The organism is Faecalicoccus pleomorphus DSM 20574 (assembly GCF_000420345.1).
In the GTDB taxonomy this organism is placed as follows: Bacteria; Bacillota_I; Bacilli_A; order Erysipelotrichales; family Erysipelotrichaceae; genus Faecalicoccus; species Faecalicoccus pleomorphus.
Window position 1 is genome coordinate 1 of sequence record NZ_ATUT01000007.1, and the last position, 24,825, is coordinate 24,825.

Annotated in this window: 22 protein-coding genes; 4 read left to right on the forward strand and 18 right to left on the reverse strand. The window is 40.3% G+C overall.

Translation table 11 applies throughout. The features are described from left to right. Window positions 1-394: 394 nt before the first annotated feature. The 7 genes from G413_RS0104375 to G413_RS0104405 all read right to left on the reverse strand — a co-directional run bounded on the left by G413_RS0104375 (window position 395) and on the right by G413_RS0104405 (window position 7,071). A complete protein-coding gene (locus G413_RS0104375) occupies window positions 395-931 on the reverse strand; it encodes a cysteine hydrolase family protein (RefSeq protein WP_022789715.1) in 537 nt (178 codons plus the stop codon). Window positions 932-998: 67 nt separating this feature from the next. Then, a complete protein-coding gene (locus G413_RS0104380) occupies window positions 999-1,730 on the reverse strand; it encodes a glycosyltransferase family 2 protein (protein WP_022789716.1) in 732 nt (243 codons plus the stop codon). Between the two features lie 5 nt (window positions 1,731-1,735). Next, window positions 1,736-2,527: a glycosyltransferase gene (locus G413_RS0104385; protein ID WP_022789717.1), complete on the reverse strand. Its 792-nt coding sequence runs from the start codon at window positions 2,525-2,527 to the stop codon at window positions 1,736-1,738. After that, entirely contained in the window at window positions 2,524-3,645 is a 1,122-nt protein-coding gene (locus G413_RS10960) for a glycosyltransferase (protein WP_022789718.1), read from the reverse strand. Before G413_RS10960 ends, G413_RS0104385 begins: the two co-directional genes overlap by 4 nt. Further along, on the reverse strand, window positions 3,642-4,511 hold the full coding sequence (locus G413_RS0104395) for an NAD-dependent epimerase/dehydratase family protein (RefSeq protein ID WP_022789719.1): 870 nt from the start codon (window positions 4,509-4,511) through the stop codon (window positions 3,642-3,644). The genes G413_RS10960 and G413_RS0104395 overlap by 4 nt, the downstream gene beginning before the upstream one ends. Continuing rightward, window positions 4,508-5,122 (reverse strand): sugar transferase, encoded by a 615-nt coding sequence (locus G413_RS0104400; RefSeq protein WP_022789720.1) that lies wholly within the window; start codon window positions 5,120-5,122, stop codon window positions 4,508-4,510. Before G413_RS0104400 ends, G413_RS0104395 begins: the two co-directional genes overlap by 4 nt. A gap of 92 nt (window positions 5,123-5,214) precedes the next feature. Continuing rightward, the gene (locus tag G413_RS0104405) at window positions 5,215-7,071 is read right to left on the reverse strand and encodes a polysaccharide biosynthesis protein (protein WP_022789721.1); all 1,857 of its coding nucleotides are present in this window, start codon (window positions 7,069-7,071) and stop codon (window positions 5,215-5,217) included. Between the two features lie 218 nt (window positions 7,072-7,289). Here G413_RS0104405 and G413_RS0104410 point away from each other — a divergent pair, with 218 nt between their 5' ends. The 3 genes from G413_RS0104410 to G413_RS0104420 all read left to right on the forward strand — a co-directional run bounded on the left by G413_RS0104410 (window position 7,290) and on the right by G413_RS0104420 (window position 9,456). Then, the gene (locus G413_RS0104410) at window positions 7,290-7,937 is read left to right on the forward strand and encodes a flavin reductase family protein (protein WP_022789722.1); all 648 of its coding nucleotides are present in this window, start codon (window positions 7,290-7,292) and stop codon (window positions 7,935-7,937) included. A gap of 616 nt (window positions 7,938-8,553) precedes the next feature. Continuing rightward, window positions 8,554-8,802 (forward strand): hypothetical protein, encoded by a 249-nt coding sequence (locus G413_RS0104415; RefSeq protein WP_155979215.1) that lies wholly within the window; start codon window positions 8,554-8,556, stop codon window positions 8,800-8,802. Between the two features lie 144 nt (window positions 8,803-8,946). After that, window positions 8,947-9,456 (forward strand): helix-turn-helix domain-containing protein, encoded by a 510-nt coding sequence (locus G413_RS0104420; protein WP_022789724.1) that lies wholly within the window; start codon window positions 8,947-8,949, stop codon window positions 9,454-9,456. A 44-nt stretch (window positions 9,457-9,500) separates the two neighbouring features. Here G413_RS0104420 and G413_RS11740 read toward each other — a convergent pair whose 3' ends face one another. The 11 genes from G413_RS11740 to mraZ all read right to left on the reverse strand — a co-directional run bounded on the left by G413_RS11740 (window position 9,501) and on the right by mraZ (window position 23,044). Then, window positions 9,501-11,408 carry an LCP family protein gene (locus G413_RS11740; RefSeq protein WP_022789725.1) on the reverse strand — a complete coding sequence of 636 codons (1,908 nt, stop codon included), beginning with the start codon at window positions 11,406-11,408 and terminating at the stop codon, window positions 9,501-9,503. A 12-nt stretch (window positions 11,409-11,420) separates the two neighbouring features. Continuing rightward, entirely contained in the window at window positions 11,421-13,223 is a 1,803-nt protein-coding gene (locus tag G413_RS0104430; RefSeq protein ID WP_081637617.1) for an LCP family protein, read from the reverse strand. 69 nt (window positions 13,224-13,292) lie between these two features. Continuing rightward, window positions 13,293-15,458, reverse strand: a complete 2,166-nt coding sequence (locus tag G413_RS0104435; protein WP_022789727.1) for a glycosyltransferase — start codon at window positions 15,456-15,458, stop codon at window positions 13,293-13,295. Between the two features lie 59 nt (window positions 15,459-15,517). After that, window positions 15,518-16,171, reverse strand: a complete 654-nt coding sequence (locus G413_RS0104440; protein ID WP_022789728.1) for an LbetaH domain-containing protein — start codon at window positions 16,169-16,171, stop codon at window positions 15,518-15,520. A gap of 54 nt (window positions 16,172-16,225) precedes the next feature. Beyond that, window positions 16,226-16,660 carry a hypothetical protein gene (locus G413_RS0104445; RefSeq protein WP_022789729.1) on the reverse strand — a complete coding sequence of 145 codons (435 nt, stop codon included), beginning with the start codon at window positions 16,658-16,660 and terminating at the stop codon, window positions 16,226-16,228. Continuing rightward, the gene (gene ftsZ / locus G413_RS0104450; protein ID WP_022789730.1) at window positions 16,660-17,751 is read right to left on the reverse strand and encodes a cell division protein FtsZ; all 1,092 of its coding nucleotides are present in this window, start codon (window positions 17,749-17,751) and stop codon (window positions 16,660-16,662) included. The genes G413_RS0104445 and ftsZ overlap by 1 nt, the downstream gene beginning before the upstream one ends. A gap of 15 nt (window positions 17,752-17,766) precedes the next feature. After that, window positions 17,767-19,032, reverse strand: a complete 1,266-nt coding sequence (locus G413_RS0104455) for a cell division protein FtsA (RefSeq protein ID WP_022789731.1) — start codon at window positions 19,030-19,032, stop codon at window positions 17,767-17,769. 73 nt (window positions 19,033-19,105) lie between these two features. Continuing rightward, on the reverse strand, window positions 19,106-21,346 hold the full coding sequence (locus G413_RS0104460; protein WP_022789732.1) for a penicillin-binding protein: 2,241 nt from the start codon (window positions 21,344-21,346) through the stop codon (window positions 19,106-19,108). Window positions 21,347-21,365: 19 nt separating this feature from the next. Further along, window positions 21,366-21,683 carry a hypothetical protein gene (locus G413_RS0104465; protein WP_022789733.1) on the reverse strand — a complete coding sequence of 106 codons (318 nt, stop codon included), beginning with the start codon at window positions 21,681-21,683 and terminating at the stop codon, window positions 21,366-21,368. A 1-nt stretch (window position 21,684) separates the two neighbouring features. Next, window positions 21,685-22,617 (reverse strand): 16S rRNA (cytosine(1402)-N(4))-methyltransferase RsmH, encoded by a 933-nt coding sequence (gene rsmH / locus G413_RS0104470; RefSeq protein ID WP_022789734.1) that lies wholly within the window; start codon window positions 22,615-22,617, stop codon window positions 21,685-21,687. Window position 22,618: 1 nt separating this feature from the next. Then, window positions 22,619-23,044, reverse strand: a complete 426-nt coding sequence (gene mraZ, locus G413_RS0104475; RefSeq protein ID WP_206198251.1) for a division/cell wall cluster transcriptional repressor MraZ — start codon at window positions 23,042-23,044, stop codon at window positions 22,619-22,621. 229 nt (window positions 23,045-23,273) lie between these two features. Here mraZ and G413_RS0104480 point away from each other — a divergent pair, with 229 nt between their 5' ends. After that, window positions 23,274-24,800, forward strand: coding sequence for an L-lactate permease (locus G413_RS0104480; protein ID WP_022789736.1), 1,527 nt, complete (start codon window positions 23,274-23,276; stop codon window positions 24,798-24,800). Window positions 24,801-24,825: the final 25 nt, after the last annotated feature.

Here is a 24,825-nt window from a genome sequence, read left to right on the forward strand (position 1 = left end):
TAGGTAAAGAGTTTATAAATATTATTTCTTCCTTTGACATCGTACGATGTTTGGCATCATACCATTCAGAAACTGTAGATTCGACTAAAAGCTGATCCGTTGTTTTGACTTCGGATTTAGACCACGAAAAAGAACGTAAAGGTGTGTATTTTTTACGTTTCTTAGATTTCATTGTTTTGGCGGTTCAGAGTTTCACGAGATGAACAACCAGAACCGCCAAGTTCTCTTGATGGTTATTCACCTCATGAAGCTCCTCAAGAGCTTGCCTTTCTACAAGCGTCTAAATTATACCACCAAGATTTCATTTTTAATATTTATTCATCCTTTATGTGCAAAGGACGAGCCATATTTAAAAAAAGACAATAGAATCCATTTCTATTGCCATTGTGTTGATTTACATGTCTAAAAATTCTTGAGTAGTCATGATTTTTGCGAATTCATGGTTCAAAGCTGCCAGATTATAATAATGCAGATTCTGTGGATCCAGCCAATGTCCATTTGGATCTCGTAGTGCATAGGTGGCACAAGCATCTTCGATCAATGTTACATCAAAACCTAAATTAGCTGCCATGCGTGTTGTGGTAGAAACACAATGTGGCAAAGTCAAACCGGCAATAATCAACTCATGAATACCTTGTTGATGCAGATATTCCTCCAAATCGGTTCCAATAAAAGCGCTGTTGACAAACTTCTGAATAACCTTTTCATCTCCTTGCGGACCAAATCCTTTTTGAAATGTCCGATTTTTCTCAGATAAGAAAAAAGAATCTTCTGCCGTTCCCAGATGTTGAATATGAATGACCAAATCCTCTTTTTGACGACAGTGTTCCATCAGTCTCAACATGTTACTTTCGGCATCCTTATTATTTCGAATCGGTTGTTTTGGATTCAAAAAGCCTTGTTGTACATCAATCATCAATAAAGCTCTCATTTTCGAATCTCCTTTATTAAAAGCGATTATAAAAAAAGAAAGCCTGTCTTACAAGCAACACGCTTTCCTAGGAAGATTTAAATCCTTTTTTCTTTTTAAACTTTTCAATTTCTGTATAAATGTCTTTTCGCCAGCGAAGCATCTGCAGGATACCGGCATGTTTTAGATCGGTTTCATTTTTACTGTGTCTTCGATACAACAAATAAACTTCCGGCACCAAAACATTTTTTCCGGTCAGTTCGCCCACCAGACCAATCCATTGATCGTGCATAGGGATGGTTTTAGGAAAGGGTAAGATATCATCCTTTAGACTTTGGCGAAAAGCCATACAACAGCCACGATAGCCATTTTTGAGAATATTTTCTTTGACACCTAATTTCACATTTCTCTCTTTGAAAATAGAAGAAATCTGGATATGCAGGTTTTCATCGGTCACAGCTGCATCATGCATGACAACCTGCACTTGCTCATCCTCAAATTCTTTTAAGATGCGTTCGACTTTTCCATCTAACCAGACATCATCCTGATCGGATAAAAACAGAATCTCGTTTTTGGCAAGATTGATCGCATTTTCAAAGTTTTTTAATACGCCAAGACTTGGACCATGCACGATTTGAATACGATCATCCTTCTCGGCCATCTTCTGTACGATATACTCTGTATTGTCGGTTGAAAAATCCAAAGATATCAACAATTCATCATCCATATGTAACTGTTTTAATATCGATTCCATTTGTTGTTGAATGTATTGTTGGCCATTATAAGCCGCCATCGCAACCGAAACACTTTTTCTTTTCATTTCCTTTACCACTTCCAAACTATTGACAAATCTTTATATTGGATCACAGCACGAAGCTTTCGTTTCCATAATATACTTTTATATAAGAAATGCTGCGACAGACTCTTTCCATAAAAAACATGTAAATCTTTTTTTAAGATAGAAAATCGAGTTTTTGCCGAAGCTTTATCATTTTCAAACACTGAAAAATTCTGTTGAATCTGTTGATTTAAAATGTGGATCGAATACTGATGCTTTTTTAGCTGTCTGATAAAATCATGATCAATATACTCTAAAAACAAGTTTTCATTGTATCGAATCTTTTGATATACATCCAAAGATACGATCATGCCACTATTGATGGCGGTTATATTTTCTCGAGTGATGGATGAAAGATCATGAATCGCTTTGACTCTTCCTCTATGAATCGTGCAGGGCGAAAGAATTTGTTCTTTGGCCTTTACGATCGGTACATATACATCTGCTTGTACAGACTGCATTTCCTGTGCAGCTTTATTTAGAAAATCGTTTCCAAACAGCGTATCATCATCCATGATCATTACAAAACAAGGCTTCTGTTCTTTTTGTTGAAGAAGTGAAATCGCCTGATTATAAGCTTTGCTTAATCCTTGATTTCCCTTCATATCCAAATATACATTTCCGTCTTTTTCAACCTGCTTTTGATTTCTTTTACGAATCTCTTCATTCGTACTGTTATCGGCTACAATGACAGAAAGTTGATCTTTAAATGTCACATACGAAGATGATTTTTCAATGGGGCGATTATAGATCACCAAAATTCCATATCCGATTCTCATAGCAGCTTCTCCCATGCATCCTGCATCGTCTTGAAAAAGGAGTCCTTTGTGAAAACTGTTTCGTATAAGTGTTTGATCTGTTTTCTTTGTTCATACTGTTCCTGCAGCGTTTGTGTGCATACCTTTTGCGCATAGAGCTCAATTTGATCAAAAGCTACATGAAAACCGATGTTACAGGTTTCGCAAAACTCTCTGGTATCGCCGCCAATCGTATTGATCAACGGAATCTGACCGCACATATAATCCAGTGACTTCATCGTCAATCCGACAACCACACTTTCTTTCATGACATTCAATGCGTAATTGCATTGATCAAAAATCTCTTGTTTCTTCTTTTGGTCATATACTTTTTGATGATCGATAACCTGAACACCTTTTCGCTTTACATTTTGAATAAGCTGCTCTTTGGATTCCCCATCACCGATCAAATGTAAAGTAACCGGCCGATATTGTTGACAGGCGCTTAAAAATTTTTCGATGAAATCAATATCAATAATATGATTCATCGATCCCAAATAACAAAAGCTAAGCTCTGTATCCTTGATTTGAAGATGGCTCTCTAATGGCTCTTCCTGTCTGGCCCAATATAAGACCTTATATTTCTCATTGTCTTCTTTCTGTAAAACTTGTTGGTATAGCTTACACTCCGTAAAAATAAGATCAGCCTGATCTAAATCTTTATCGCGAATCTGTTTCCAAAGTGTAAATGGAAAAACATTCTTGAACTTAGAAATTGGCATAGTTTCCGGCCATAGATCGATCAAATCAAAGATTAGTTTTGTCTTTGGTTGTTTATGTTTGATCAAAGCCATAAACTTCACCAGTGAATTACAAGGCACGAATACATGTAGAACATCCCATGTTTCTGTTTCCAAAAGTTTTTCTGCCTTTTTAGAAAAATCATAATGCGATGTTAAGCGAGCTACAGACAAGTTTTTATAATACGGTTTGGTATCGATCCATTCATCAACCAAAGAAGATTCTCTGTTTTTTTCTTTTTTTCGATGAGAAAAATCTGAAGCGATGACTTTTACCTGGGCTCTTTTTTGATAAAACTCCTTTAATAGCGCTACTCGATCAAAATATGTATCAAAGGCACAGACAATTCCTACTTTCATAGAACCGTATCTCCTTTTTCTGTAAGCTGTATGCTTTGATCAAATGAATAGCGTTGGTAATCTAAGGAAAATGCCGAAAGTGAAGGGTCGATAATCAAGTTTCCAAACACTTTATTCACAGCACTGACAGAGTGAAACAATCGCACAAAAGGATTGAACAATGAGATAAATAAAATTTTATGATCATGATTTTGTGCAATCTTTTTCACAAGATCACAAGTCGAAACATAGTGCTCATTTTGAGGAAGATAAATGCCTTCCAGTTCCTTATCGATACAGCGTTTGACAAACAATGCGAGATTTCCTACAAACAACATGCTTCTTTCATTTTTGATTGTCGGAAATACCGGTGTTTTACCGGCAAACTTTGCCAATAAAGGATAATTTCCTTTCGATTTTGGCCCGTAAATCATCGGTGGTCTTAGTATGACGATCTTCATGGAGCCAGGAATGGATAAGATCTTTTCTTCCGCCTGTTTTTTGGAATCGCCATAAAAGTTATCCGGGTCTAATGGCGTATCTTTAGTAATCACGCGTTTTTGCCCTACCTTACCACTGCCATAAACGATGATCGAACTCATAAAGATGAATTGTGAAACACCTTCTTTAGCTGCTTTACAAGCCGTTTGATAGGCCAGTTCTGTATTCACCTGATAATAGAAATCTCTTTGACTTTCATCAGGTGTGGAATGAGCCAGACCAGCCACATGATAAACAACATCAAATTCTGAAAAATCAAAGTTTTTCCAGTCGGGATTCATCATATCCAGCTCCTGCACCTGATATTTTTGTGGATATCGATTTAATTCCTGTTTCACAAAAGAACCAAGATAGCTGTTTTTCCCGGTAATCAATACCTTTTTCATTGGGAATCTCCTTCATGCATGCTTCCGGTTCCCCCTTCCACAACACCTTCATGTTTCAAGACAGATGTAATCGTCAACAAAAAACACTTACAGTCAAACAAAAAACTCATTCTTTGTACATATTCTCCATCCAGCTTGGCCTTGACTGAAATCTCCAGTTCATCCCGACCGTTGATCTGTGCCCAACCGGTCAGTCCCGGCATCACATCATTGGCCTGATAAAGATCGCGTTGTTCGATCAAATCATACTGATTCCATAAAGCCGGACGTGGTCCTACGATTGACATATCGCCTTTGATGATATTGATCAGCTGCGGAAGTTCATCTAACGAAGTTTTTCGCAGGAAACGACCGACACTGGTAATATACTGATCCGGATCGGATAGTAAATGCGTCGGTACATCTTTAGGTGTATCGATCTTCATCGTGCGAAACTTTAAAATATCAAAATATGTTTTATGAATACCCACTCGTTTCTGTTTAAAGAAAATCGGTCCTTTGGAGGTAATCTTGATCAACAGACAAAGGATCAAAAAAAGTGGTGACAAGACGATAAAACCAAGCAAACTGATCAAAAAATCAATCAACCGCTTCCCATATTTAGAATACATACGCTCAACTCCTGTATTTTTTCTCTAAGAGATATTGTACCATAAATCGCTTTGGAATGAGAGGCGACAAAAAAAAGATGGACAACATCCATCTAATTCATTCGGTCTTTAATGGCCTCCATCAATACAGACTTGATCTTTGCGACATCATCGGTCTTCATGATGATATCATATAACGTCGTGATCTTTTGATCCACTTCTTCCTGAGAGATATCGATAGGCTCATGCACAAAGATCAGCTTATTCTGAGTACGATGACATTTTTCAATTTCCAGGGCCAGCTCCTCAAACATCTTTTCACCCGGTCGCAAACCGATTTCCTTGATTTCAATGTCTTTATAGGGAACCGAACCCGATAAAGAGATCATCTTTTCGGCAAGATCAAGGATCTTTACCGGTTTTCCCATATCCAGCACAAAGATTTCTCTGTGATTGGCATAGTAGCCTGCCTGTAAGACAAGCTGTGCTGCCTCCGGTATCGTCATAAAGTAGCGCTGTATATTCTTATCCGTAATGGTCACCGGACCACCCTGCTTGATCTGTTCTTTAAAGATTGGAATGACCGAGCCATTGGAGCCTAATACATTTCCAAAACGAACGGCCGCCATTTTGATCGGCTTATCGGTTTCCCGTGATTGTAAGATCAGCTCTGTCATACGCTTGGTAGCACCCATGACATTCGTGGGATTGACCGCTTTATCGGTAGAAATCATGATGAAACGCTGTACATTATTGGCAATACAGGCATCAATCACATTTTTTGTACCAAAGACATTGTTGCGAATGGCTTCGGTTGGTCGATCTTCCATCAAAGGCACATGTTTATGAGCAGCCGCATGATACACAACATCCGGCTGATATTTCTTTAATATTTTAAAGATTTCATCACGTTCCCGAATGGAAACGATCAAAGTTTCCAACTGCACATCAACTCTATATTTTCCCTGACGGATCCCACGTAAAATTTCCTGTTTCAACATGTACAGTGTATTTTCGTTGATATCCAGTAAAACCAAAGTCTTCGGATCAAACTTCAAGATCTGACGAACCAGCTCTGAACCGATAGAACCACCGGCTCCGGTCACACAGACGACTTTATCACACAGGTACGATCCAATCTGTTCATTTTCTAAATTGATGCTTGGTCTTTCCAACAAGTCTTCGATCTGAATATCTTCGACATGCACCGGCGAATTCAAATCACTTTCAGTCGTAAAGCGCATGATTTTCGTATTCGCTCCGGAAGATGCACATAGATCAATAATTCTCTGTTTTTGTTGACGAGTGGCTTTTGAAATCGCAATGAACACGTGTTTGACATCATACTTGGCACAGACTTCTTTGACATCATCAACCGTTCCCAGTACTTTTTTTCCATTAACGATGGTTCCCTTTTCCTTCATATCATCTAAAAAACCGATGACATTATAAGGATAGCTGGAGCCTCGATAAATCTCGCTCAACATCAGATAACCGGCATTTCCGGCACCTACGATCAAGGCATTTTCATTTCGTTCCATATCCAAGGCATATCTTCGAAAAGATCGATACACTAAACGAGAGCCTAAGCAGATAAAGAAAGAAATTGTTTCTGCCATAACTAAGATCTGCGTATGTAAAAATAAACCGGCCGAGTAAGAAAAGATCAACATGATCACCAGACAACTGATTGACTTCAAGGCAGCTCGAATCACTTCACTGGGACCGGTAAACGTCCATAAGCTTTTATGAGTTTGAAAAATGATTCCCATGATCACATGCAGCAGCAGCACAAAACACATCCCCAAAATAATGGCGCGGGTAATATGAAGCATACCGCCATTCAAAAAGAAATCATTGTCAAAAAAGAACGCAAATACATAACTGAAAAAAACGACGGTAATATCATATAAAGAGATCAAGATACCTCTATATTTTTGATACACCATGGATTTATATAAACTTGTCATACATTCACCTATATCCTACACATTATAGCGTATTTTCCTCAAAATACAAAATCAGACTTTTTCCTAACTGTACTAGTGAATTGGGGAGATTGCACTTTTTTAGTAATTTGACAAGATAATATTTTTATGTATTAGCTATAACACCTGCTTTCATTGTAGATGATACTGAACAGAGGTATAATATTTTTATAAATTGGAAGTTGTAGAGAGGTGTCGCAATGAAAATAGAGATTGGGAAAGATTTTCCGCAGTATTTCAAATCCTCATATCCAGAAGAATTTAAATTGTTTTCACATTTTGAAGTAACCGCCGGAATACCAACGGTTTTATTTGCAATTACCACATGGAAAGAAAACAGAAAGCCTAATGTATGCTTCCACGCATGGAGTTGTTTTCATGGTGATAAAACAGCTTTCTTTGCTGTTATGGGAAATCTTTATCAACACACTCATACTTATGCAAATATCCAAAGGGAAAAGTGCTTTTGTATCAATTTTCTTCCAATAAGTTACTATGATAAATTAGTAGATACCATTAACCATAACGACTACGAAGCTGATGAATTTTCAGTAGGGAAATTTGCGCTTATAAATGCCAAGACCATTCATGCCCCTATGATACAGGAGGCATTTATAAATATGGAGTGTACTTTGAAAGAAACGCAGGATTTAAGCGGAGCAGGCATTACTTCAATGATTATCGGGCAAGTACAGCATATTTCCGTCGAAGAAGAATACGCACGGGGCTATAAAAAACGATATGGAAAAGACGGATTTATGATGTTAGTCCCTGCCCCACAAGACTTAAAAACAGGAGAGCCTAATCAATCAGCGATTGCTACGACAAATATTGAAAAGTATGACTGATAAATCCTAATTTTCCCATCCATTTTGGATTTTTCCTTAGATAACAGCATAAATAAAGGAGAAAATGAAATTTCCCTGACTCTCATCTCCTCAATTTAATAGTACAGTTTTTTCCTTAAAGAATATGCCTTGATTTTCAAATAGTTCTGTGCTAGATTACGCTGATTAAAATTATTTTACCACCGGATAATGCCTTAGTATTCATTCCGTTAGGTCTTTGAAGGAGGGAATCAATAAGGCATTTATTTTTAAGGAAAGGATTTATTATGTTTCGAGAAACGAGGAGATTTATATTTGACAAAATTGAAGATAAAATAGCAAAACCTGCGCTCTATCTATGTACTTGGCTTTCTCTCCTTTATCATGGAATTCACGATTGGGATCATTACTTTTATATATAACTTTGCGATCGTGCATTACGGATTTGGAGAAATAGGACTTACAGCCTGTTTTCGGCTATTTTGGAGACAAAAGAAAAAGCAAGGAGCAAAGCATTGCTTAGCTTTTCCATTAAGATTTTCTTGACAATCGGGATCTTATGTTACATCGTGATCATCTCTTTCTCCGCGGCTTTTTTACGATATTCATTCCAGGCGATATAGAACTGATCACCTTTATGGAAAGCAAGAGTCTTCCCTATTTTTCCGTATTCTTCCTTGCCGGATTTAATATTTTGATAATCGCATATTGGCAAGCAAATGAATGCACAGGAAAAGCTCTGGCGATATCTTTGGCAAGAAGTATTTTTTTATATCCGCCACTTTTAATTCTGATCTTACCACTCCTTTTTGACAGCAAGATGGTCTGGATCTGTCACTCTGCCGGTGAAGCATTGGCGGCAGTGACCTCTTTATTCTGCTTGTGATCCTTCACAAGAAAACGAAAATCAATGCCTGTATTGAATAGATAGATTCGATCCATGTTATTTATGAACATAATGTTAACTTACGTTGCTTGCTTAGAGTAAGCCTCTATTTCTATAATATAGGCAATAAGGAGGCAAGATTTTATGCTCAGTGAAAATATAAAAAAACTACGTAAGTCAAAAGGGCTTTCTCAACAAGAACTGGCGGTAGAACTTAATGTTGTGCGACAAACACTTTCGAAATGGGAAAATGGTCTATCCGTACCCGATGCCGATATGTTGGTCAGCTTATCAAATACTTTTGATGTACCTGTTTCTTCTCTATTGGGTGAAACGATTTCAGAAAAGGAAGCAGATACGATACAATCTTTAGCCAATAAACTGGAAATCATCAATTTACAGCTTGCCCAAAGAAAAGAGTCCCGACAAAAAATCCTGCATATTTCTTTTATTCTTGGCAGCGTATTGATCATCATTGGATTTTTGATCATGGCTGCTTTAGGAAGTTCTTATCTGACTTGGACTTCTAATGATATGGAAACAGCTGTATTGATCGTTTTTCTACATGGGATAGAATGGTTATTTATCCGTGTAGCCCCCTTGCTACTGATAGGGACATTGATTGGTGTATATATCACAAGAAAAAAATATTAGATATCATATAAAAAGATCTGGGAAATTGAATAACCCAGATCTTTTTAATAGCCTGTAACCGGTGTTTCTTCGATGACCGGTTGTTGTACATTTTGTTCCGGAATACTTTGATCGTATTCATTAGGATAAGTTTCCTGATAGTCTGTTTCCGGTACATAAGTTTGTGTATCATAATACTCGCTATACTCATTTTTGGTATCCGATGGAACATAGACATCCTGTGGGGCTTCTATCGTATCCCCGTTTTTATAATCTGCCGTAGGATCATAATTTCCCCAGTAATTATAAACAGGACTTGTTGTATCCAGCCATTCGGTATCGACACTATCGGAAGATTCTCCATCCATGACGGCCTGAATTTTCTCCCTGGCAACTTGTACCGTTCGCATATCCGGTACGGTTACAGAAAGTTCCTGTCCGGCTTCTGCACAATACATCATATCACCGGCGCCGGCCACCTGATAGCTTTCAAAAGTCCAGCTTGGATCAGACTGCAGCTGATATTGAATCAAAGATGTGATTTCGCTGGTGCTCATGTTTGTTTCAAAGGCACCGCTGAAGGCATCCATCAAACTGGCATACTTCACAATAATATCCGGTGAAGTCGCTTTATCAAAAATCGCTTCCAATACTTTCTGCTGGTTCTTTACACGCTGGTTGTCACCATCCTGATACGCATAACGCTCACGGGCAAAGGATAAGGCGCGTTTGCCATCCAGGTGATTCCAGCCTTCCTGTACACCTTCTAAAGTATTATCTGCATAGAAGGAATCAACCGCCATTCCTTCTTCCACAAAGATATCAATGCCACCTAATGCATCTACGATATCCATCACACTGGAGAAGTTGACACGGAACGTATAGTTGATCTCTATACCCAATAAGTTTTCCGCTGTCATCTTGCTGGCATTGACACCATGAATTCCTAAGTGTGTAATCTTATCCATCGCGCCCTGTTGGCAGCCATCTGCCGCATCACAGGCGGATTCCACATAAGTATCGCGTGGAATACTTGTCAATAAAACAGTGCTCGTTGACGGATTGACTGTCACGATCATATTGACATCGGAGCGTGAAAGTTCACCGACATCACCATATGTATCGTTTCCGGAAATAAAGATATTAAAGGGTTCTGAAGTAATATCAGATACGACAAGTGCTTCATTTTCTTTATCTGTGTAGTAAACAGTCTGATAAACGACATTAGTTTCCGAAGCAAAGTCTATATAGTCTTCCAGTTCTTCTAAGTTGGCACGATACGTTTCATTTAAAATGATCGCATCAACATCTTTATCATACAAGGCTTTGGCCAAAGCCTGAATGCTTGGATAATCCTTTTGGGTAAATGGTAAATAAGCATAATCGTCTTCAAAGGTTGGTTTTTCTTCTTTGTTTTCCTGGGCATCCTGACTGGATTCAGGTTCCTGGGCATAGACATTCTGTACACCGAAATCCAACATCGATGTTTTATCATAACCCAGTTCTTTAGAAGCATCCTTTAAAAACTGTTCTGTGCCATAATTATCGATCTTTTTTAAATAACCGATATTGGCATCCTCCAAATCTTCCAAGGATTCATAAGAAGCCGATTTTAAAGTGATCACAGAAACTGTGTTCTTAGTTTCCCCATCATGGGTCGTAATATTAGAAAGCATATTACCGGTCGTATAAAAATAATAGCTGCCCCAACCTAATACGCCTGTCATCACAAGTGCTAACAGCGATGAAAAGATCTTTCCTGCCAGCTTGCGACTGACAAAATTCACCAACAAGATGGCGATCAATGAAAGGATCACCAGGATCAATACCACCGGCACCAATAAATTGGTCGGCAATACATTCAGCGTAAATATCTCAAAAACAGTGAATCCTAATGCCACAACAAGCAAAACAGATAGAATAATTCCGAAGATCTGAAAACCTCTGCTTTTCTTTTCCTTTACTTTTCTCATAGGAACCTCTCCTTAATAATACCCTTGCGACATATCCGCATTTGGATCATACATATTCCCATCGTCCTGTACCGGTTCTTCCTGATAAGGAACGTAGTCATCATATTGTTGTGAATCATCAACCTGCCAGTCTTGCGTATCGTCTTGTATTGGTTCTTGATACGTTGTATCCGGCATACTGTTTTCATAGGTCGATGGCTGATCTTGATATTCACTGTAATCTCTTAATGTCAAAAGTGAAGTATCACTTGTCGGTGCATCGATCGTATCACTGGATTTTCCGGATAAGACCGCATCGATCTTTTCTTTTGCGGTTTCTAAATATTCTTCATAAGGGATCATGACCGAAGCATAATCGCCCTGGATCGTACAATACTCTGTGCTGACCAGACCTAAGATCGTAAAGCTTTCAAAGTTCCATTTTGGCATCATCGCAAACTGATAACGGATAAAGCTGCGAATTTGATCGGCAGGCATATTGGTTTCAAAAGCGCCACCCAAGGCATCGATGAAGCTTCCAAAATTAATGATCATGCTTGGCGAGATTACTTTATTGATCAATGCTTCTAAAACGATCTGCTGGTTCTTGACACGCTGAGCATCACCATCGATATAGGCATGTCTTTCACGGGCAAAGGCAAGCGCTCGTTCACCATCCAAATGATTCCATCCGGCCTGCACCCCTTCGGTTCCATTGGCATAGAAGGTATCAACTTCCAGTCCTTCTTCAACATAGACATCAATACCACCTACGGCATCCACTAAATTGACCAGACTGGAGAAATTCACGCGAACCGTATAGTTAACCGTAATATCTAATGCTTTTTCGATGGTTTCATCGGTTGCTTCTACACCATATTGTCCGGTATGTGTCAGCTTGTTCAGCGTATCATCCGGACAGTCTTCAGCTCCTTCCGGGCAGGCAATCGGCACATATAGATCTCGTGGAAGACTTGTCATCAATACACGATGGTTACTTGGATCAATCGTTACTAACATATTGACATCCGATCGACTCGTCTGTGCCAAGGATCCATAAGAATCATTCCCACTGATCAGTATGGTAAACGGTGTTGTCGTAATACTGTCAACCGCATTGAGCGATTCGCTCTGTGAAGTAGAACGATCAGTATAATAAACGGATTCATACACACGCTTTGTCATGACGCCAAAGTTTGTATAGTCGCCCTGTTCATGAATATCATTTTCATAGGTTTCATTCAAAATGATTCCATCCACTTGTTCATTGAACAGCCCATACAAAAGATCGGACAATGTGTTGTATTCCACCGTTTCAATTTGTACATCTTCTTTATTTAGATCTTCGATACAGCGATTTGTCCCTTGTTCATCAAGACCGGCCACGATACCCAATGTCTTGCCTTTTAAGTCGGATGCCGAGGCCATACTGGAGCCGGCCAGAGCATATACATTGACTTTATTAACAACTTTGTCTGTGAGATTTGTTACTTCGTTAAATAGATTGGATAGTCCGTACACATAGTAGTTTCCCAATCCATAGGCTGCCGTCAATGCAGCCAGTACGATCGTCATGATAAGCTTTGATACATTTTTTCGACATTTGAAATTTGAAAAGACGATAATCAAAAGGGTGATCAGTACGACCACAAATAAAATAGGAAGCAACAAAGTCAAAGGCAGCATATCCAGCTTAAAAAGCTGAAAGCCTAAAAACGCAACTAATCCAAGACTCGCAACAGACAAAATAAAGCATAAGAGCTTTAATAAAGGAGACATTTTACGTCTCTTTACACTTCTCTTACGCGCTGTATCCTGCACATTATTTTTTCTCATGGAATTATTTTTGCATTTTATGGGTGTTCTGTCAATTTTTGGTGAACAAATAACACAAAAATCCCATATTTATAGGCCATAAAGGCTTAAAATTTGTCGATTTATACAATCCCAATCCCTATTTTGTGCACAAACACATCCATTTTGATATAAATGTTCCCTAAGCTTTTCATCCTGAATCAGTCTTTTAATACAATCAACGGCTTGTGGGATATTGCCTTTTTCATAGATCAAGGCATTATAGCCATCTTTGACATATTCACGATTTCCATCATTATATAAAGCCACGACAAAACCACCGGTGGCCATCATTTCCAATGGTGGATAAGAAAAGCTTTCCAAAAGACTTGTCTTGAGCAAAATATCACACTGACGATATACGTCGGCTACTTCATCATAAGGAATGCGATGAAAAAAACGATCGATGCGATACCATGATTTCGGTGTCGCATTATAAGACATGTACCAGATTTCAAATCGGTTTGGGTCCAGTTGTTTCACGATTTCAAAGCTTTCATCAACATTTTTATGAGTCGCCTCGCAATCGCCTTCGATCAAAATACGAATCTTGCCTTTCATCTCTCGCTTTGTTGGATAAAACTGTTTCGTGTCAATTCCATTACAAGCCCATAATGCCTCTTGATCGAAACGATCTTTTAGCCATGACTGGCACCATTTAGAAATCGTAATGCATTGAAAATCTGCCATCGGGCGATAGCTTTGGTTAGCCTGTTTTTTTAATGGATCGGAAAAGTCATAAAAATCCGTTTCAAAATTCTGTACCAGATAGTATCTTTTTTTGATGGCCAAAATCCCCTGCAACAGCTGCACGGTAGGCCACATCGTGGCAATACCCTGGTCAATATGTCCCTGCAGCTTGGCACTGTTCAACTCCAAAACCGGGAATTCATGTTCAAGAAAAGTCGTCCACTTTGCCTGATCATACAATGATAAAACCGATACATCCGCTCCGGCCTTGCGTAAAGCCATCATATGTCGAAAGGCAACCATGATGCCGCCGCTGATTTCAACCTTTGTCATCGCAAACATAACAGACGGACTTTGATGCGCTTGTATCCATCTCATCAATGCATTTCCATTATAAATACTAATATAACTTTCTTTACAACAGGCATATGCCTCCTGGGCAAGTTTTTCTCGTTTTTTTGGATCTTCAATAAGTTGGACCAAAGCTTCTTTCCATTCCTGAAGATTGGAACAAAGCATACCCGTCTTTTGATCCTGCACACTTTCTTCAAACGCACCAATACGACTGGCAATCGTGCACGTCTTTACCAAAGCTGCCTCCATCCATTTGATCTCACTTTTAGCTTCATTAAAGATCGTATCGCACAGGGGCGCCAAGTTAATGTCCATCTCGGCAATCTTAGCCGGTAATTCTTTATAGTCCATTAAAGGATGTACTTTGATCTGCGTAGAAAATGGCTGCAATTCTTCCGGATAGTCCAATTCTCCTACAAGATGCAACTCTACAGACTTATAACGTTCTAATGTTTCCTGTAAGACCGGTAAGATCATTTTTAGATCGTCATTATGCGTCATGCTGCCGCTAAAATATCCAATCTTGACTTTCGAATTCTCTGGTTTTGTCACTTTTTGCGATAAAGCACATAATTCTAAACTGGCACAGTTACGATTGATAAAAACCGAAGGCACGTATTTTTCCAGCTCTTTTTTTAAACGGGTCGTTGTCGTGATGGCTCCATCACAAAGCATCAACATTTTCTTACGTGAAAGTACATCTTCATCATAGCGTAAACGCTCTTCTTTGCTCAGTGTCGATAAGGAAGGTATCTGATCCGTGTAACAGGTATCTATGACCAGATCATCTACATCGTAATACACTCTTTTATTACATTCTTTCGCCTTTTTGGCCAACGCTTCCAGTTCCGGCGTATGAATGCAGCGAAATAAGATGAAATTACGATATAAACGCACCTGATCCAAATGGATATTTTTATAAAAAACCTCATCACAAGTCATGCCAAAACATTCCAGCTGTTCCTTTTGATGATCGACCCTGTAACGCACAGACTGCCCTAAAAGATCACGGGAACAGCCATTGATAAACAACACATCTTTAAAAATCTCTCCCTTGATACTGGCTTCTTTTCTTTGTGCCATAAAATGTTGTGTTCGCTTTTGTACGCCTTTAATCCCTTCTTTTTTTAAGACATCCCATGTTTTTTTACTCAATGTTTTGATTTCATGCACGATTTCACCTTCAAACTCTTTTTTTATTTTCCCATAGTCTTGCCAAAAAGAAAAGGCCCTTAGGCCTTACGAACGATGTGATCTTTATCTTTGAAAATACTGTTGGACGGAATGACACCTCGTACACATGACACCGGATAGATTTGTGAGTGCCTGCCTACGATTGTTCCCGGATTCATTACCGAGTTACAACCAACTTCAACAAAGTCCCCTAACATGGCACCAACTTTCTTCAGCTCCGTCGGATATTGTTTCTTTTCTGTCTTCACGACAATCAGGCTTTTATCACTCTTGACATTGGATGTGATCGAACCAGCTCCCATATGCGATTTATAGCCTAAGATCGAATCTCCCACATAGTTGTAATGTGGCGTTTGAACCCCGTCAAATAAAATGACATTTTTAAGCTCTACACTGTTTCCGACAACACAACCAGCTCCGACAAGTGCATTGCCGCGAATAAAAGCACCATGTCGCACTTCTGTTTCCGGTCCGATGATACAAGGGGCCCCTAAAAATGCGCTCGGAGCGATCGTAGCACTCGGATGGACCCAAACGAAAGGTTGTCGTTCCTCATATTCTTTCAAAGTCGGCCCAAGCTCCAAAATAAAGTCATGAATGCCCTTTAAAGCCTGCCATGGATATGTAAACTGCTCTAAATAATCCTTGGCTAAAGTATGATCTAATGAAAATAATGTTTTGATTTCTACCATTCTTGTCACTCCAATCTAGAATTATTGTAAAAAAAAGCCTGCCGGAAAGGCAAGCTAAGATTTCATTTTTTCTTTTGAGCCGCTGATTTTTCGCAGGGCATCCTGAATAGCTTCCGTAAAAATGGTCGCCAAATCTGTCTCTTCCTGTGGAAAGAGATCTAGATAGATTCGTTCATACTGTAAGGTTTCAGTATCGACCAAACAATACGTTCCAGAAAACGGACGTATGCATATATCCTCACATTGTAATGAAGTATTAGTCAAGATCCATTCCTTTTGATCCTGCATAAAACGAACCGTACTTTCTGTATAAGAGATATCTTCAAATTCTTTAAAGAATCGCTCGATCGTCTCACTTTTGGTTCTCGCATTGGAAATCCAAATGTGATCTAGAGGACTTTCATTTAAAAGAACGCGAAGCTTATAGCGCATATCCCGGGAGAAATCAGATGTCCCAAAGAAAGAATCATCAATATAAATGACAAACATTAGCGGTTAAAGAAGAAATTAGGAATCGTATCGTCCCCGTTAGTTTCCTCAACACTTGTGACAACACCGGCTGTAGCAGGTGCCTGTACAGAAGGCTGTGTGAACAAAGATTCCTTCGGTTTTGATTCACTGCGCTTTTTGGAAACTTTCTTTGGTTCTTCAAATCCTGTAGCAATTACAGTAACGATAATGGCATCTCCCAACTGTTCGTTGATCGCGATACCAAAGATACAATCGACATCACCACCGGCTGCATCCTGAATAACCGCAACGGCATTCTGGGCATCAAACAAAGATACTTTATCGCCACCTGTGATATTGATAATAGCACTTGTAGCACCGTTGATCTGTGCTTCCAATAATGGAGACTGAATGGCTTTTTCAGCTGCGTTAACGGCTTTATCTTCTCCTTCAGCCATACCGATACCAATCAAAGCACGTCCCTGATTCTGCATAACGCTGCGAACATCAGCAAAGTCCAGGTTGACCAAAGCCGGTACGGCGATCAAGTCTGAGATGGTCTGTACACCTTGACGCAATACATTATCGGCTGCCTGGAAGGCTTCTTCGATCGGTTTACGTCCGATGACTTCCAACAAGTTATCGTTTGATACGATAATCAAAGAATCTACGTGTTTTTTCAGTTCTTCAATACCTTCAGCAGCATTGTTGGAACGTCTTCTTCCTTCAAATGTAAATGGTTTTGTCACAACGGCAACCGTCAAAGCGCCTTCTTCTTTAGAAATCTTGGCAATTAACGGTGCAGCACCGGTTCCGGTTCCACCACCCATTCCGGCTGTAATGAAAACCATGTCGCTTCCTTTAATCGCTTCACGAATTTCACTTTCGCTCTCTTCAGCAGCCTTACGTCCGAATTCCGGATTTCCTCCGGCACCCAGACCCTTTGTCGTTTCACGACCTAATACGATTTTATTTTGACATGGAGAGTTTTTCATGACCTGCACATCTGTGTTGCAGATATAGAAATCTACTCCCTTTACGCCATCGGCGACCATGCGGTTCACGGCATTGGAGCCTCCACCACCGACACCGAGCACACGAATCGTTGCTACCTGATTGAATTCTGTCATCCTATTTACCTCCATTTATTCTTTTTCCGTTAGAATCGCATTCTTCAATTTTTGTGTAAATCCGCCATCTGCTCCACTTTTGGCACGTTGATTGATCGAATCGATACTGGCTTCCAGTTCGTTGTTGTTGACGCTGATCTTATCATCATGGCGAATCTTGTTGACATATTGCCAGGCATAAGCCATACCTAAGCCACATACAAAGGCTCCATCTCTGGCCCCTATCGTCTGTTCTTCAAATACAGTGGCCGGAGCATTAAAGGCCGAAGGCATCATTGACAATACTCGAATATTGGCACCCTGTCCGGTCAATACATAACGCATGGATTGTGCCGACTGACCAGCAATCGGAGCACATGCCTCATTGATATCTGAAATCCAGAGACGAATCTTGGAAAGACATGACTGCGCCAGCTCTTTTAATGTGATTTCTACGCGCATTTCTTCTTTTTGTTCGATATAACAGATCACATCGCTTGCTTCATCCTGATCCTCTGTAAAGATATTTTGCAGCAGGCGATAACAGATTGCATCACTCAAATGATATTTCTTCTGTAATTCTTCCGTAAATGTTTTATAACCATGTTCCAATGTCGTCGTATTTAACAGGCGCCCATGTTGGAAAAGCGCCAATGTACAATGTTCCTGTTCCAGATCAACGACAACGACCGGTCGTGTTGGATCAGCAATCAAAGCACCTGTTTCCTGAGCAATCGCATAAGCATCGATACATACATCCAAAATCTGAAGATTGGACTGTTCTACACAACGGGCATACGAGTACATCGTTTCCTTATCCGCATACAACAAATCCACTTCCATAAAGAAATCATCACATTCTTTGCCAATCGGCATTTTTGTTGTCTGTTCACCATTCACAATATACGATACTTGATTGATGTTGACAAAAACGACTTCCTCACTCAACTGTTTTTCCACGGCTTTATTAAATCCCTGCTGAATATGGAACAATCGAATTGTCTTTGTTCCATCCGGAATCTGCACATGGATCTTTTGAGAACAGCGTTGTACATTGATGCTTGGAATAGCCAAAAGCACTCTTTCTATGCGAAAACCTAATGCACTCTGGGCATTTTTGCAGGCTTCCTGTATAGCTTTGACGACTGCAGCTTCATCTATGATCTTTTGATTTTGAACACCGGAACAGTGCACACGTTCTACGCGCAATACATTGTTTCTGCCTTCAAAGATCTCCAGAACGATTAGGCGTATTTCCTGATCTGCGATTTCTAGAGTCGCATACACTTTTTTCTTACGCATTCGCATTCTCCTTTTATCTGTTTTCAAATCATGTTTAATTATATCAAATTTCTTTTTAGAAGTTTAGTACTATTTACTCCATTGTGACAGAAATTGCCGTATCAGTGGATATTGGCGTTTCCGGTTCCACGCTTTGGGAAGTCACGACTCCATATCCATCGGTTTGAATCTGGATACCCGTCAGTTCCCAGAAAGCTGTTATGTCTTTTCTTGTCCAGCCAGTCATATCCGGCATCGTAATCGCATTGCCATCGGTCAACAAGAACACTCGATCCTGACTGCTGATCGTAGAACCCGCCTGTGGATATTGACGAAGAATCGTAGAGCCGCCGCCGATATAAACCATCTGACATTTCCAGTTTTCTGTTTTTGATCCCGCATAACTGACGGAATGATTAACTAGGTTTGGCATCGCGTAAGTTTCCCACTTTTCTTCTGCCTGGGTCTTATCGCTTTCTTTGGTTTCACTGCTGACACCATAAGCAATCAAAGCAGCGCGCATGATATCTTGAAACTGCTTGGCGCTGTAGGCTTCATAGTTAGGACCGATCATGCCCCAGTAAACCATGATCTTAGGATCTTCAGCCGGTGCAGCAGCCATGACACTGGACGTATAGTTGACTGTATCGTATTTTCCCTGCTCTACATTATAAATCTCCCCGGTACCTGTCTTGGCAACCATACTGACGCCATCGATCGCAAAACGCTCTCCGGACATGCCTTCATCCAAAACATGCTTCATCATCTCGGTAACTTTGTTTGCGGTTTCCTTTGAAATCGGAGTTCCCTTGGCCTTGGTCGAATATTGTTTTTTGACTTCCCCGGTTTTGGCATCTTCAATGGAATCGACCACATATGGGCGTACCATCACACCATCGTTAAAGATGGCAGAATATGCCTGCATCAACTGTAAGACCGTGATGGAGCTGGACTGTCCAAATCCGGTACGAAGATAATCCATCGGAACATCGATGTTTTTAGTACCTGTCTGCTCACTGATATAAGGAATGCCTGTTTCCTGGAAGAAACCAAAACGATCCAGATATTTACCCAGTGAATCATAATTCATATAATTAGCCAGCAATTCACAAATACCTACGTTACTCGATAATGCCAGACCATCTTCAAAAGTCAGCGTTCCATAATCATTTCCCTGTGCATCGTAAATGGTTGGATAGCCCGTAGCGACACCACTTACACGATTGATTTTATTATTTGCGGCATCATAGCCATATTCAAAACTGCCGGCGCGATACATGGTATTATATGGGAAAGTTCCTGTATCAATAGCCGTTGCATATGTAAAAGGTTTCATAACAGATCCCGGCTCATACACCATAGAGCTGACGGCATCTGTATAAGAAGGAATTTCCTTATGTTCATTTTGGTCATACGTCGGATAACTGGCCCAGGCCAATATCTTACCGGTCTCCACTTCCATAACAACCGCCCAGGCACTGGTGGCCCTGTTATTTTCTATGGTTTCTTCCATAGCTTTTTCAACGACCGATTGTAAAGAACTATCCAATGTCAATACGACATTATCTCCATCTACCGCTTCTTTATATACCGTTGTAGTTCCAGGAAGGATACTTCCATCGACCGTCTGCTGGTATTGCACATGCCCATCTTCTCCGGCAAGGATATCATTCATGGTCTGTTCCAGCCCCATCTTACCAACGATTTTCTGCTCATCTTCATCATAAGCCGCAAAACCAACCATCGTGCCGGAATATGGTGTCGTCGGATAATAACGATTGGTCGTTTCGATAAAATCAATTCCCGGAAGATCTAAATCTTTTACCTTTTCCATCGTTTCTTCATCCAAACGCTTTGTTCCCGTACCTAATTCTGTTTGGCTCAATCCTTGATCCATCGCTTTTTCAAGGATCTTTTCGACATTAGATTCCTTGGCATCCGGCAAAACTTTACAAAGCTTTTCAGCCGTCTTTTCGGCATCTTCTACATAATCCGGATCGCCATTTTCATCGACGACGCTTTCATCCAGATAAGCCACGATGGTCCAGGCATCCACTTCCTGGGCAATGACTTGATGATTACGATCATAGATCGTTCCTCTTTTGGCTTCCACTTCCGTATCCACAATGGAAGAAGAAATTTTTGAATTTAAAACATTCTCCTGTGACCAGATATGTGTTTTTGTGACCATAGTGAAAAGAACATTAGCAATCACTAATGTTCCTATGATACTCATCACTTGAATCATTCGATAAAGCTGGCGGTTACTGCGGCGAACGCTTAAACGCTGTGTTCGCTTATCCAGCTTTCTTCTAACTTTACGTTTTATGGCCATTCATATCCATCCTGTTCAACTAGTTATTGATCACATAGACATTGTCCTGATTTTCATTCAGGTCATCGCCAGCTAAGCCTAACATCTTATTCTTATCTTGTAAAGCTGAAATATCTGTCTTCAACGAATGCACTTCGTCTTGTTTTTCAGCTACCTGACTGGCAAGCTTTTGTTCTTCTACAGATAACGTAATATTGTATGAATTCAAGCCGATTTTGGAAAAGCAATAGAAGACGCATGAAAGAGCAAACGCTAAAATAAGCAGCTTCTCCGGACGAAGCTGGCGCAGTTTTCTTCTTTTTCTATTATGCTTCTTTGTTGTACCTTTCTGCACCATTTTAGTTTGCCCCCAATTTTTTCAATCCCCTAAGCTTGGCACTGTGTGATCTGAAATTTTCTTCCAGCTCCTGTCTTGATGCCGTTACCGGTTTTTTTGAAATCAACTCATATTCTAATTTTTCTATCCCTAATTGCGGCAGCCTTCGATCTGCCTTTTTCTGAACAGCTACATCCCGAAACATTCGTTTTACGATCGTATCCTCCAAGGAATGAAACGTAATCACAGCCAATCTTCCGTCCGGTTTTAACAAACTTATCGCATCCCGCAATACGATCTCAAGCTGTAGTAACTCACGATTGACTTCAATGCGAATCGCCTGAAAGATCTGCTTGGCCGGATGTCCTTTTTTACTTAAAACCTTGGCCGGTAAACAACTTTTGATCACATCCACTAACTGAAACGTCGTATCGATTGGATGTTGCTGACGAGTTTTGACGATCTGCGATGCGATTCGATATGCATTTGGGTCCTGACCATAATCTCTAAAGATCCTGAACAAATCTTTTTGATCATAGGTATTGATCACTTTCCAGGCATCCATTTCCTGACTCTGATCCATTCGCATATCAAGTCGTGCATCAAATCGATAGCTGAATCCTCGAGACGGATCGTCAAACTGCGGGCTGGATACCCCCAGATCCATCACGATGCCATCGACACCAAATACACCTTCTTTGGCAAGAACTTCTTTGAGATTTTCAAAAGATGTATGGATACATTTAAAATTATTTGAAACCTTAAGCAGACGTTTTGTACTTTGATCGATTGCTTCCTGATCACAATCCAGACAATACAAAAATCCCTGTGGACAACGTTTGAGGATCTGTTCACTGTGGCCCCCTCTGCCCAGCGTACAATCCACATAAATGCCGTCCTTTTTCACATCGAGCATGTCGATTGTTTCTTTTAACAGTACACTTTGATGTTCCATACTACTCCATAAAGCCGTTCAAGGCTTCTGCAGCTTCTTCAAATGAACCGGACTGTTCTTCTTCCAACTGCATCCAACGCTCTTTTGACCAAATCTCCAAATGGTTAGCCATACCTACAATTAGGCATTCTTTTTCCAGTCCTGCCAGTTCAATCAAGGTACGAGGTATCAAAATTCGTCCCTGACTGTCCAGATCTACCTCCGCTGCTTTCGACAACATCATACGCTGAAACATACGCGCATCCTTATTTGTTGATGGCAGCGCCGATAACTTTTGATATACTGTTTCCCATTGCTTGGCAGTATATACATACAAGCAGCCATCCAAACCACGGTTAACGACAACGTGTTCACCAAGATCTTCACGAAATTTTGCAGGCATAATCAATCGCCCCTTACGATCGATGTTATGTGCATACTCCCCCATGAACACGTGCCATCACCCCCACATCTAGACACTTTGTGCTACTTTGTACCACCATGATACATCATTCCCACCATTTTTGCCAACTATTTTTTATAGAAATATAATTATTTACAATACTGTTGAACCTTCAACTTTTTTCTTGCGTTTTTTTCAAGTTTTCTCTAGATTTCCCCGCAGTTTCACGTATAATTGAAACGGTTTATTTGAGATTGATAGGAGAGGTGAAATCTTGGAATTTTTGAATTTTCTTTTAGCCCTTCTTCCCATATTGTGGTTAGTTGTGGCTCTAACAGTTTTTAAATGGCCTACCTTTAAGGCCGCTATTGGCTCCCTTGTCATCAGCGCTATTCTTGCGATCACCAAGTGGCAGATGCCGGTGATGGATATGGCAAGTGCTGCCCTGGAAGGCTTTGCGATGGCTTTGTGGCCGATCATTCTTGTGATCATCGCCGCTGTCTTTACGTACAATTTGACATTAAAGACCGGCGCCATGGAAATCATTAAGCAAATGATTGCTTCGGTCAGCAGCGATAAACGAATTATCGTCTTATTGATTGCCTGGTGCTTTGGTGGATTTATGGAAGGCATGGCCGGTTTTGGAACCGCGATTGCGATTCCTGCCAGTATGCTTGTTGGTTTGGGCTTTAATCCTTTGTTTAGCTGTCTTGTCTGTTTGATTGCCAATGGTGTTCCTACACCGTTTGGGTCCATCGGTATCCCAACTGTGACATTAGCCAATCTGGTGGGACTGGAAAATACATCACTTTCCTTTATGACAAGCTTGCAGTTGGCTCCCTTTGTCATCGCAGCTCCGTTTTTGATCGTTATGGCTACCGGTAAAGGCCCCAAAGCCTTAAAAGGAATGTTACCGGTGACACTAGCCAGTTCATTAGGGTTTATTTTGCCACAGCTTGCCGTCAGCTATTTTGTCGGTGCTGAGCTGGCCGTTGTTGTGGGAAGCGTATGTTCTTTGGCATTAACGATCCTTTTCGCATCCAAAAAGAAAAGCGATCCCCAATACGAAATGCAGATCGCTAAACAGGAAAACATCACTGTATCCAAGGCATTGGTGGCCTGGTGTCCATTTATTTTGATCTTTGTATTCTTGTTACTGACAAGTAAGATGGTTATGCCAATCAACGATGCCTTAAGCAAATTTGCCACACAGACAACCATTTATACCGGCGAAAATCCTACAGTGATCTCGTTTTCTTGGATCAATACACCGGGAGTATGGATCTTTATTTCCGCATTGATCGGCGGTCTTATCCAAAAGGCAAGCTTAAAAGACTTTGGTAGAGTATTGGTAGATACGCTTAACCAGATGAAAGAAACGATGATCACCATGTTATCTGTGCTTGCTGTCGCCAAGATCATGGGCTATGCCGGCATGATCAGCGATATATCATCGTTTGTAATCGCGATTACCGGTTCCTTCTACCCATTCTTCGCCCCTTGGTTTGGTGCTTTGGGAACCTTTGTCACAGGCTCCGGAACCAATTCCGGCGTTCTGTTTGGCCAGGTGCAGTTAGAAGCCGCCCAAGCCTTAAATGCCAACAGCCTTTGGATCGTAGCTTTAAACTCCCTAGGTGTAGCTGTCGGAAAAATGCTGAGTCCACAAAGCCTTGCGATTGCCTTGAGCAGTGTGGATTCCAAAGGGCAGGATTCCAAACTGTTATCCATGGTACTGCCATATGGCGCTGTCATGATCATATTGATGTCTATTCTTGCCTTTGTCGGCAATATGGTATTATAAAAAAATGTGTATCTCTGAATTTTCA

What these genes read in the sequence shown, in the direction of transcription:
- G413_RS0104430 (WP_081637617.1), bottom strand. Translation starts at nt 13,223, where the DNA reads ATGAGAAAAAATAATGTGCAGGATACAGCGCGTAAGAGAAGTGTAAAG.
- G413_RS0104460 (WP_022789732.1), bottom strand. Translation starts at nt 21,346, where the DNA reads ATGGCCATAAAACGTAAAGTTAGAAGAAAGCTGGATAAGCGAACACAG.
- ftsZ (WP_022789730.1), bottom strand. Translation starts at nt 17,751, where the DNA reads ATGACAGAATTCAATCAGGTAGCAACGATTCGTGTGCTCGGTGTCGGT.
- G413_RS0104380 (WP_022789716.1), bottom strand. Translation starts at nt 1,730, where the DNA reads ATGAAAAGAAAAAGTGTTTCGGTTGCGATGGCGGCTTATAATGGCCAA.
- G413_RS11740 (WP_022789725.1), bottom strand. Translation starts at nt 11,408, where the DNA reads ATGAGAAAAGTAAAGGAAAAGAAAAGCAGAGGTTTTCAGATCTTCGGA.
- G413_RS0104440 (WP_022789728.1), bottom strand. Translation starts at nt 16,171, where the DNA reads ATGGTAGAAATCAAAACATTATTTTCATTAGATCATACTTTAGCCAAG.
- G413_RS0104455 (WP_022789731.1), bottom strand. Translation starts at nt 19,032, where the DNA reads ATGCGTAAGAAAAAAGTGTATGCGACTCTAGAAATCGCAGATCAGGAA.
- G413_RS0104405 (WP_022789721.1), bottom strand. Translation starts at nt 7,071, where the DNA reads ATGACAAGTTTATATAAATCCATGGTGTATCAAAAATATAGAGGTATC.
- G413_RS0104415 (WP_155979215.1), top strand. Translation starts at nt 8,554, where the DNA reads ATGGAAAGCAAGAGTCTTCCCTATTTTTCCGTATTCTTCCTTGCCGGA.
- G413_RS0104400 (WP_022789720.1), bottom strand. Translation starts at nt 5,122, where the DNA reads ATGTATTCTAAATATGGGAAGCGGTTGATTGATTTTTTGATCAGTTTG.
- G413_RS0104395 (WP_022789719.1), bottom strand. Translation starts at nt 4,511, where the DNA reads ATGAAAAAGGTATTGATTACCGGGAAAAACAGCTATCTTGGTTCTTTT.
- G413_RS0104445 (WP_022789729.1), bottom strand. Translation starts at nt 16,660, where the DNA reads ATGTTTGTCATTTATATTGATGATTCTTTCTTTGGGACATCTGATTTC.
- mraZ (WP_206198251.1), bottom strand. Translation starts at nt 23,044, where the DNA reads ATGGGGGAGTATGCACATAACATCGATCGTAAGGGGCGATTGATTATG.
- rsmH (WP_022789734.1), bottom strand. Translation starts at nt 22,617, where the DNA reads ATGGAACATCAAAGTGTACTGTTAAAAGAAACAATCGACATGCTCGAT.
- G413_RS0104420 (WP_022789724.1), top strand. Translation starts at nt 8,947, where the DNA reads ATGCTCAGTGAAAATATAAAAAAACTACGTAAGTCAAAAGGGCTTTCT.
- G413_RS0104465 (WP_022789733.1), bottom strand. Translation starts at nt 21,683, where the DNA reads ATGGTGCAGAAAGGTACAACAAAGAAGCATAATAGAAAAAGAAGAAAA.
- G413_RS0104375 (WP_022789715.1), bottom strand. Translation starts at nt 931, where the DNA reads ATGAGAGCTTTATTGATGATTGATGTACAACAAGGCTTTTTGAATCCA.
- G413_RS0104410 (WP_022789722.1), top strand. Translation starts at nt 7,290, where the DNA reads ATGAAAATAGAGATTGGGAAAGATTTTCCGCAGTATTTCAAATCCTCA.
- G413_RS0104385 (WP_022789717.1), bottom strand. Translation starts at nt 2,527, where the DNA reads ATGAGAATCGGATATGGAATTTTGGTGATCTATAATCGCCCCATTGAA.
- G413_RS10960 (WP_022789718.1), bottom strand. Translation starts at nt 3,645, where the DNA reads ATGAAAGTAGGAATTGTCTGTGCCTTTGATACATATTTTGATCGAGTA.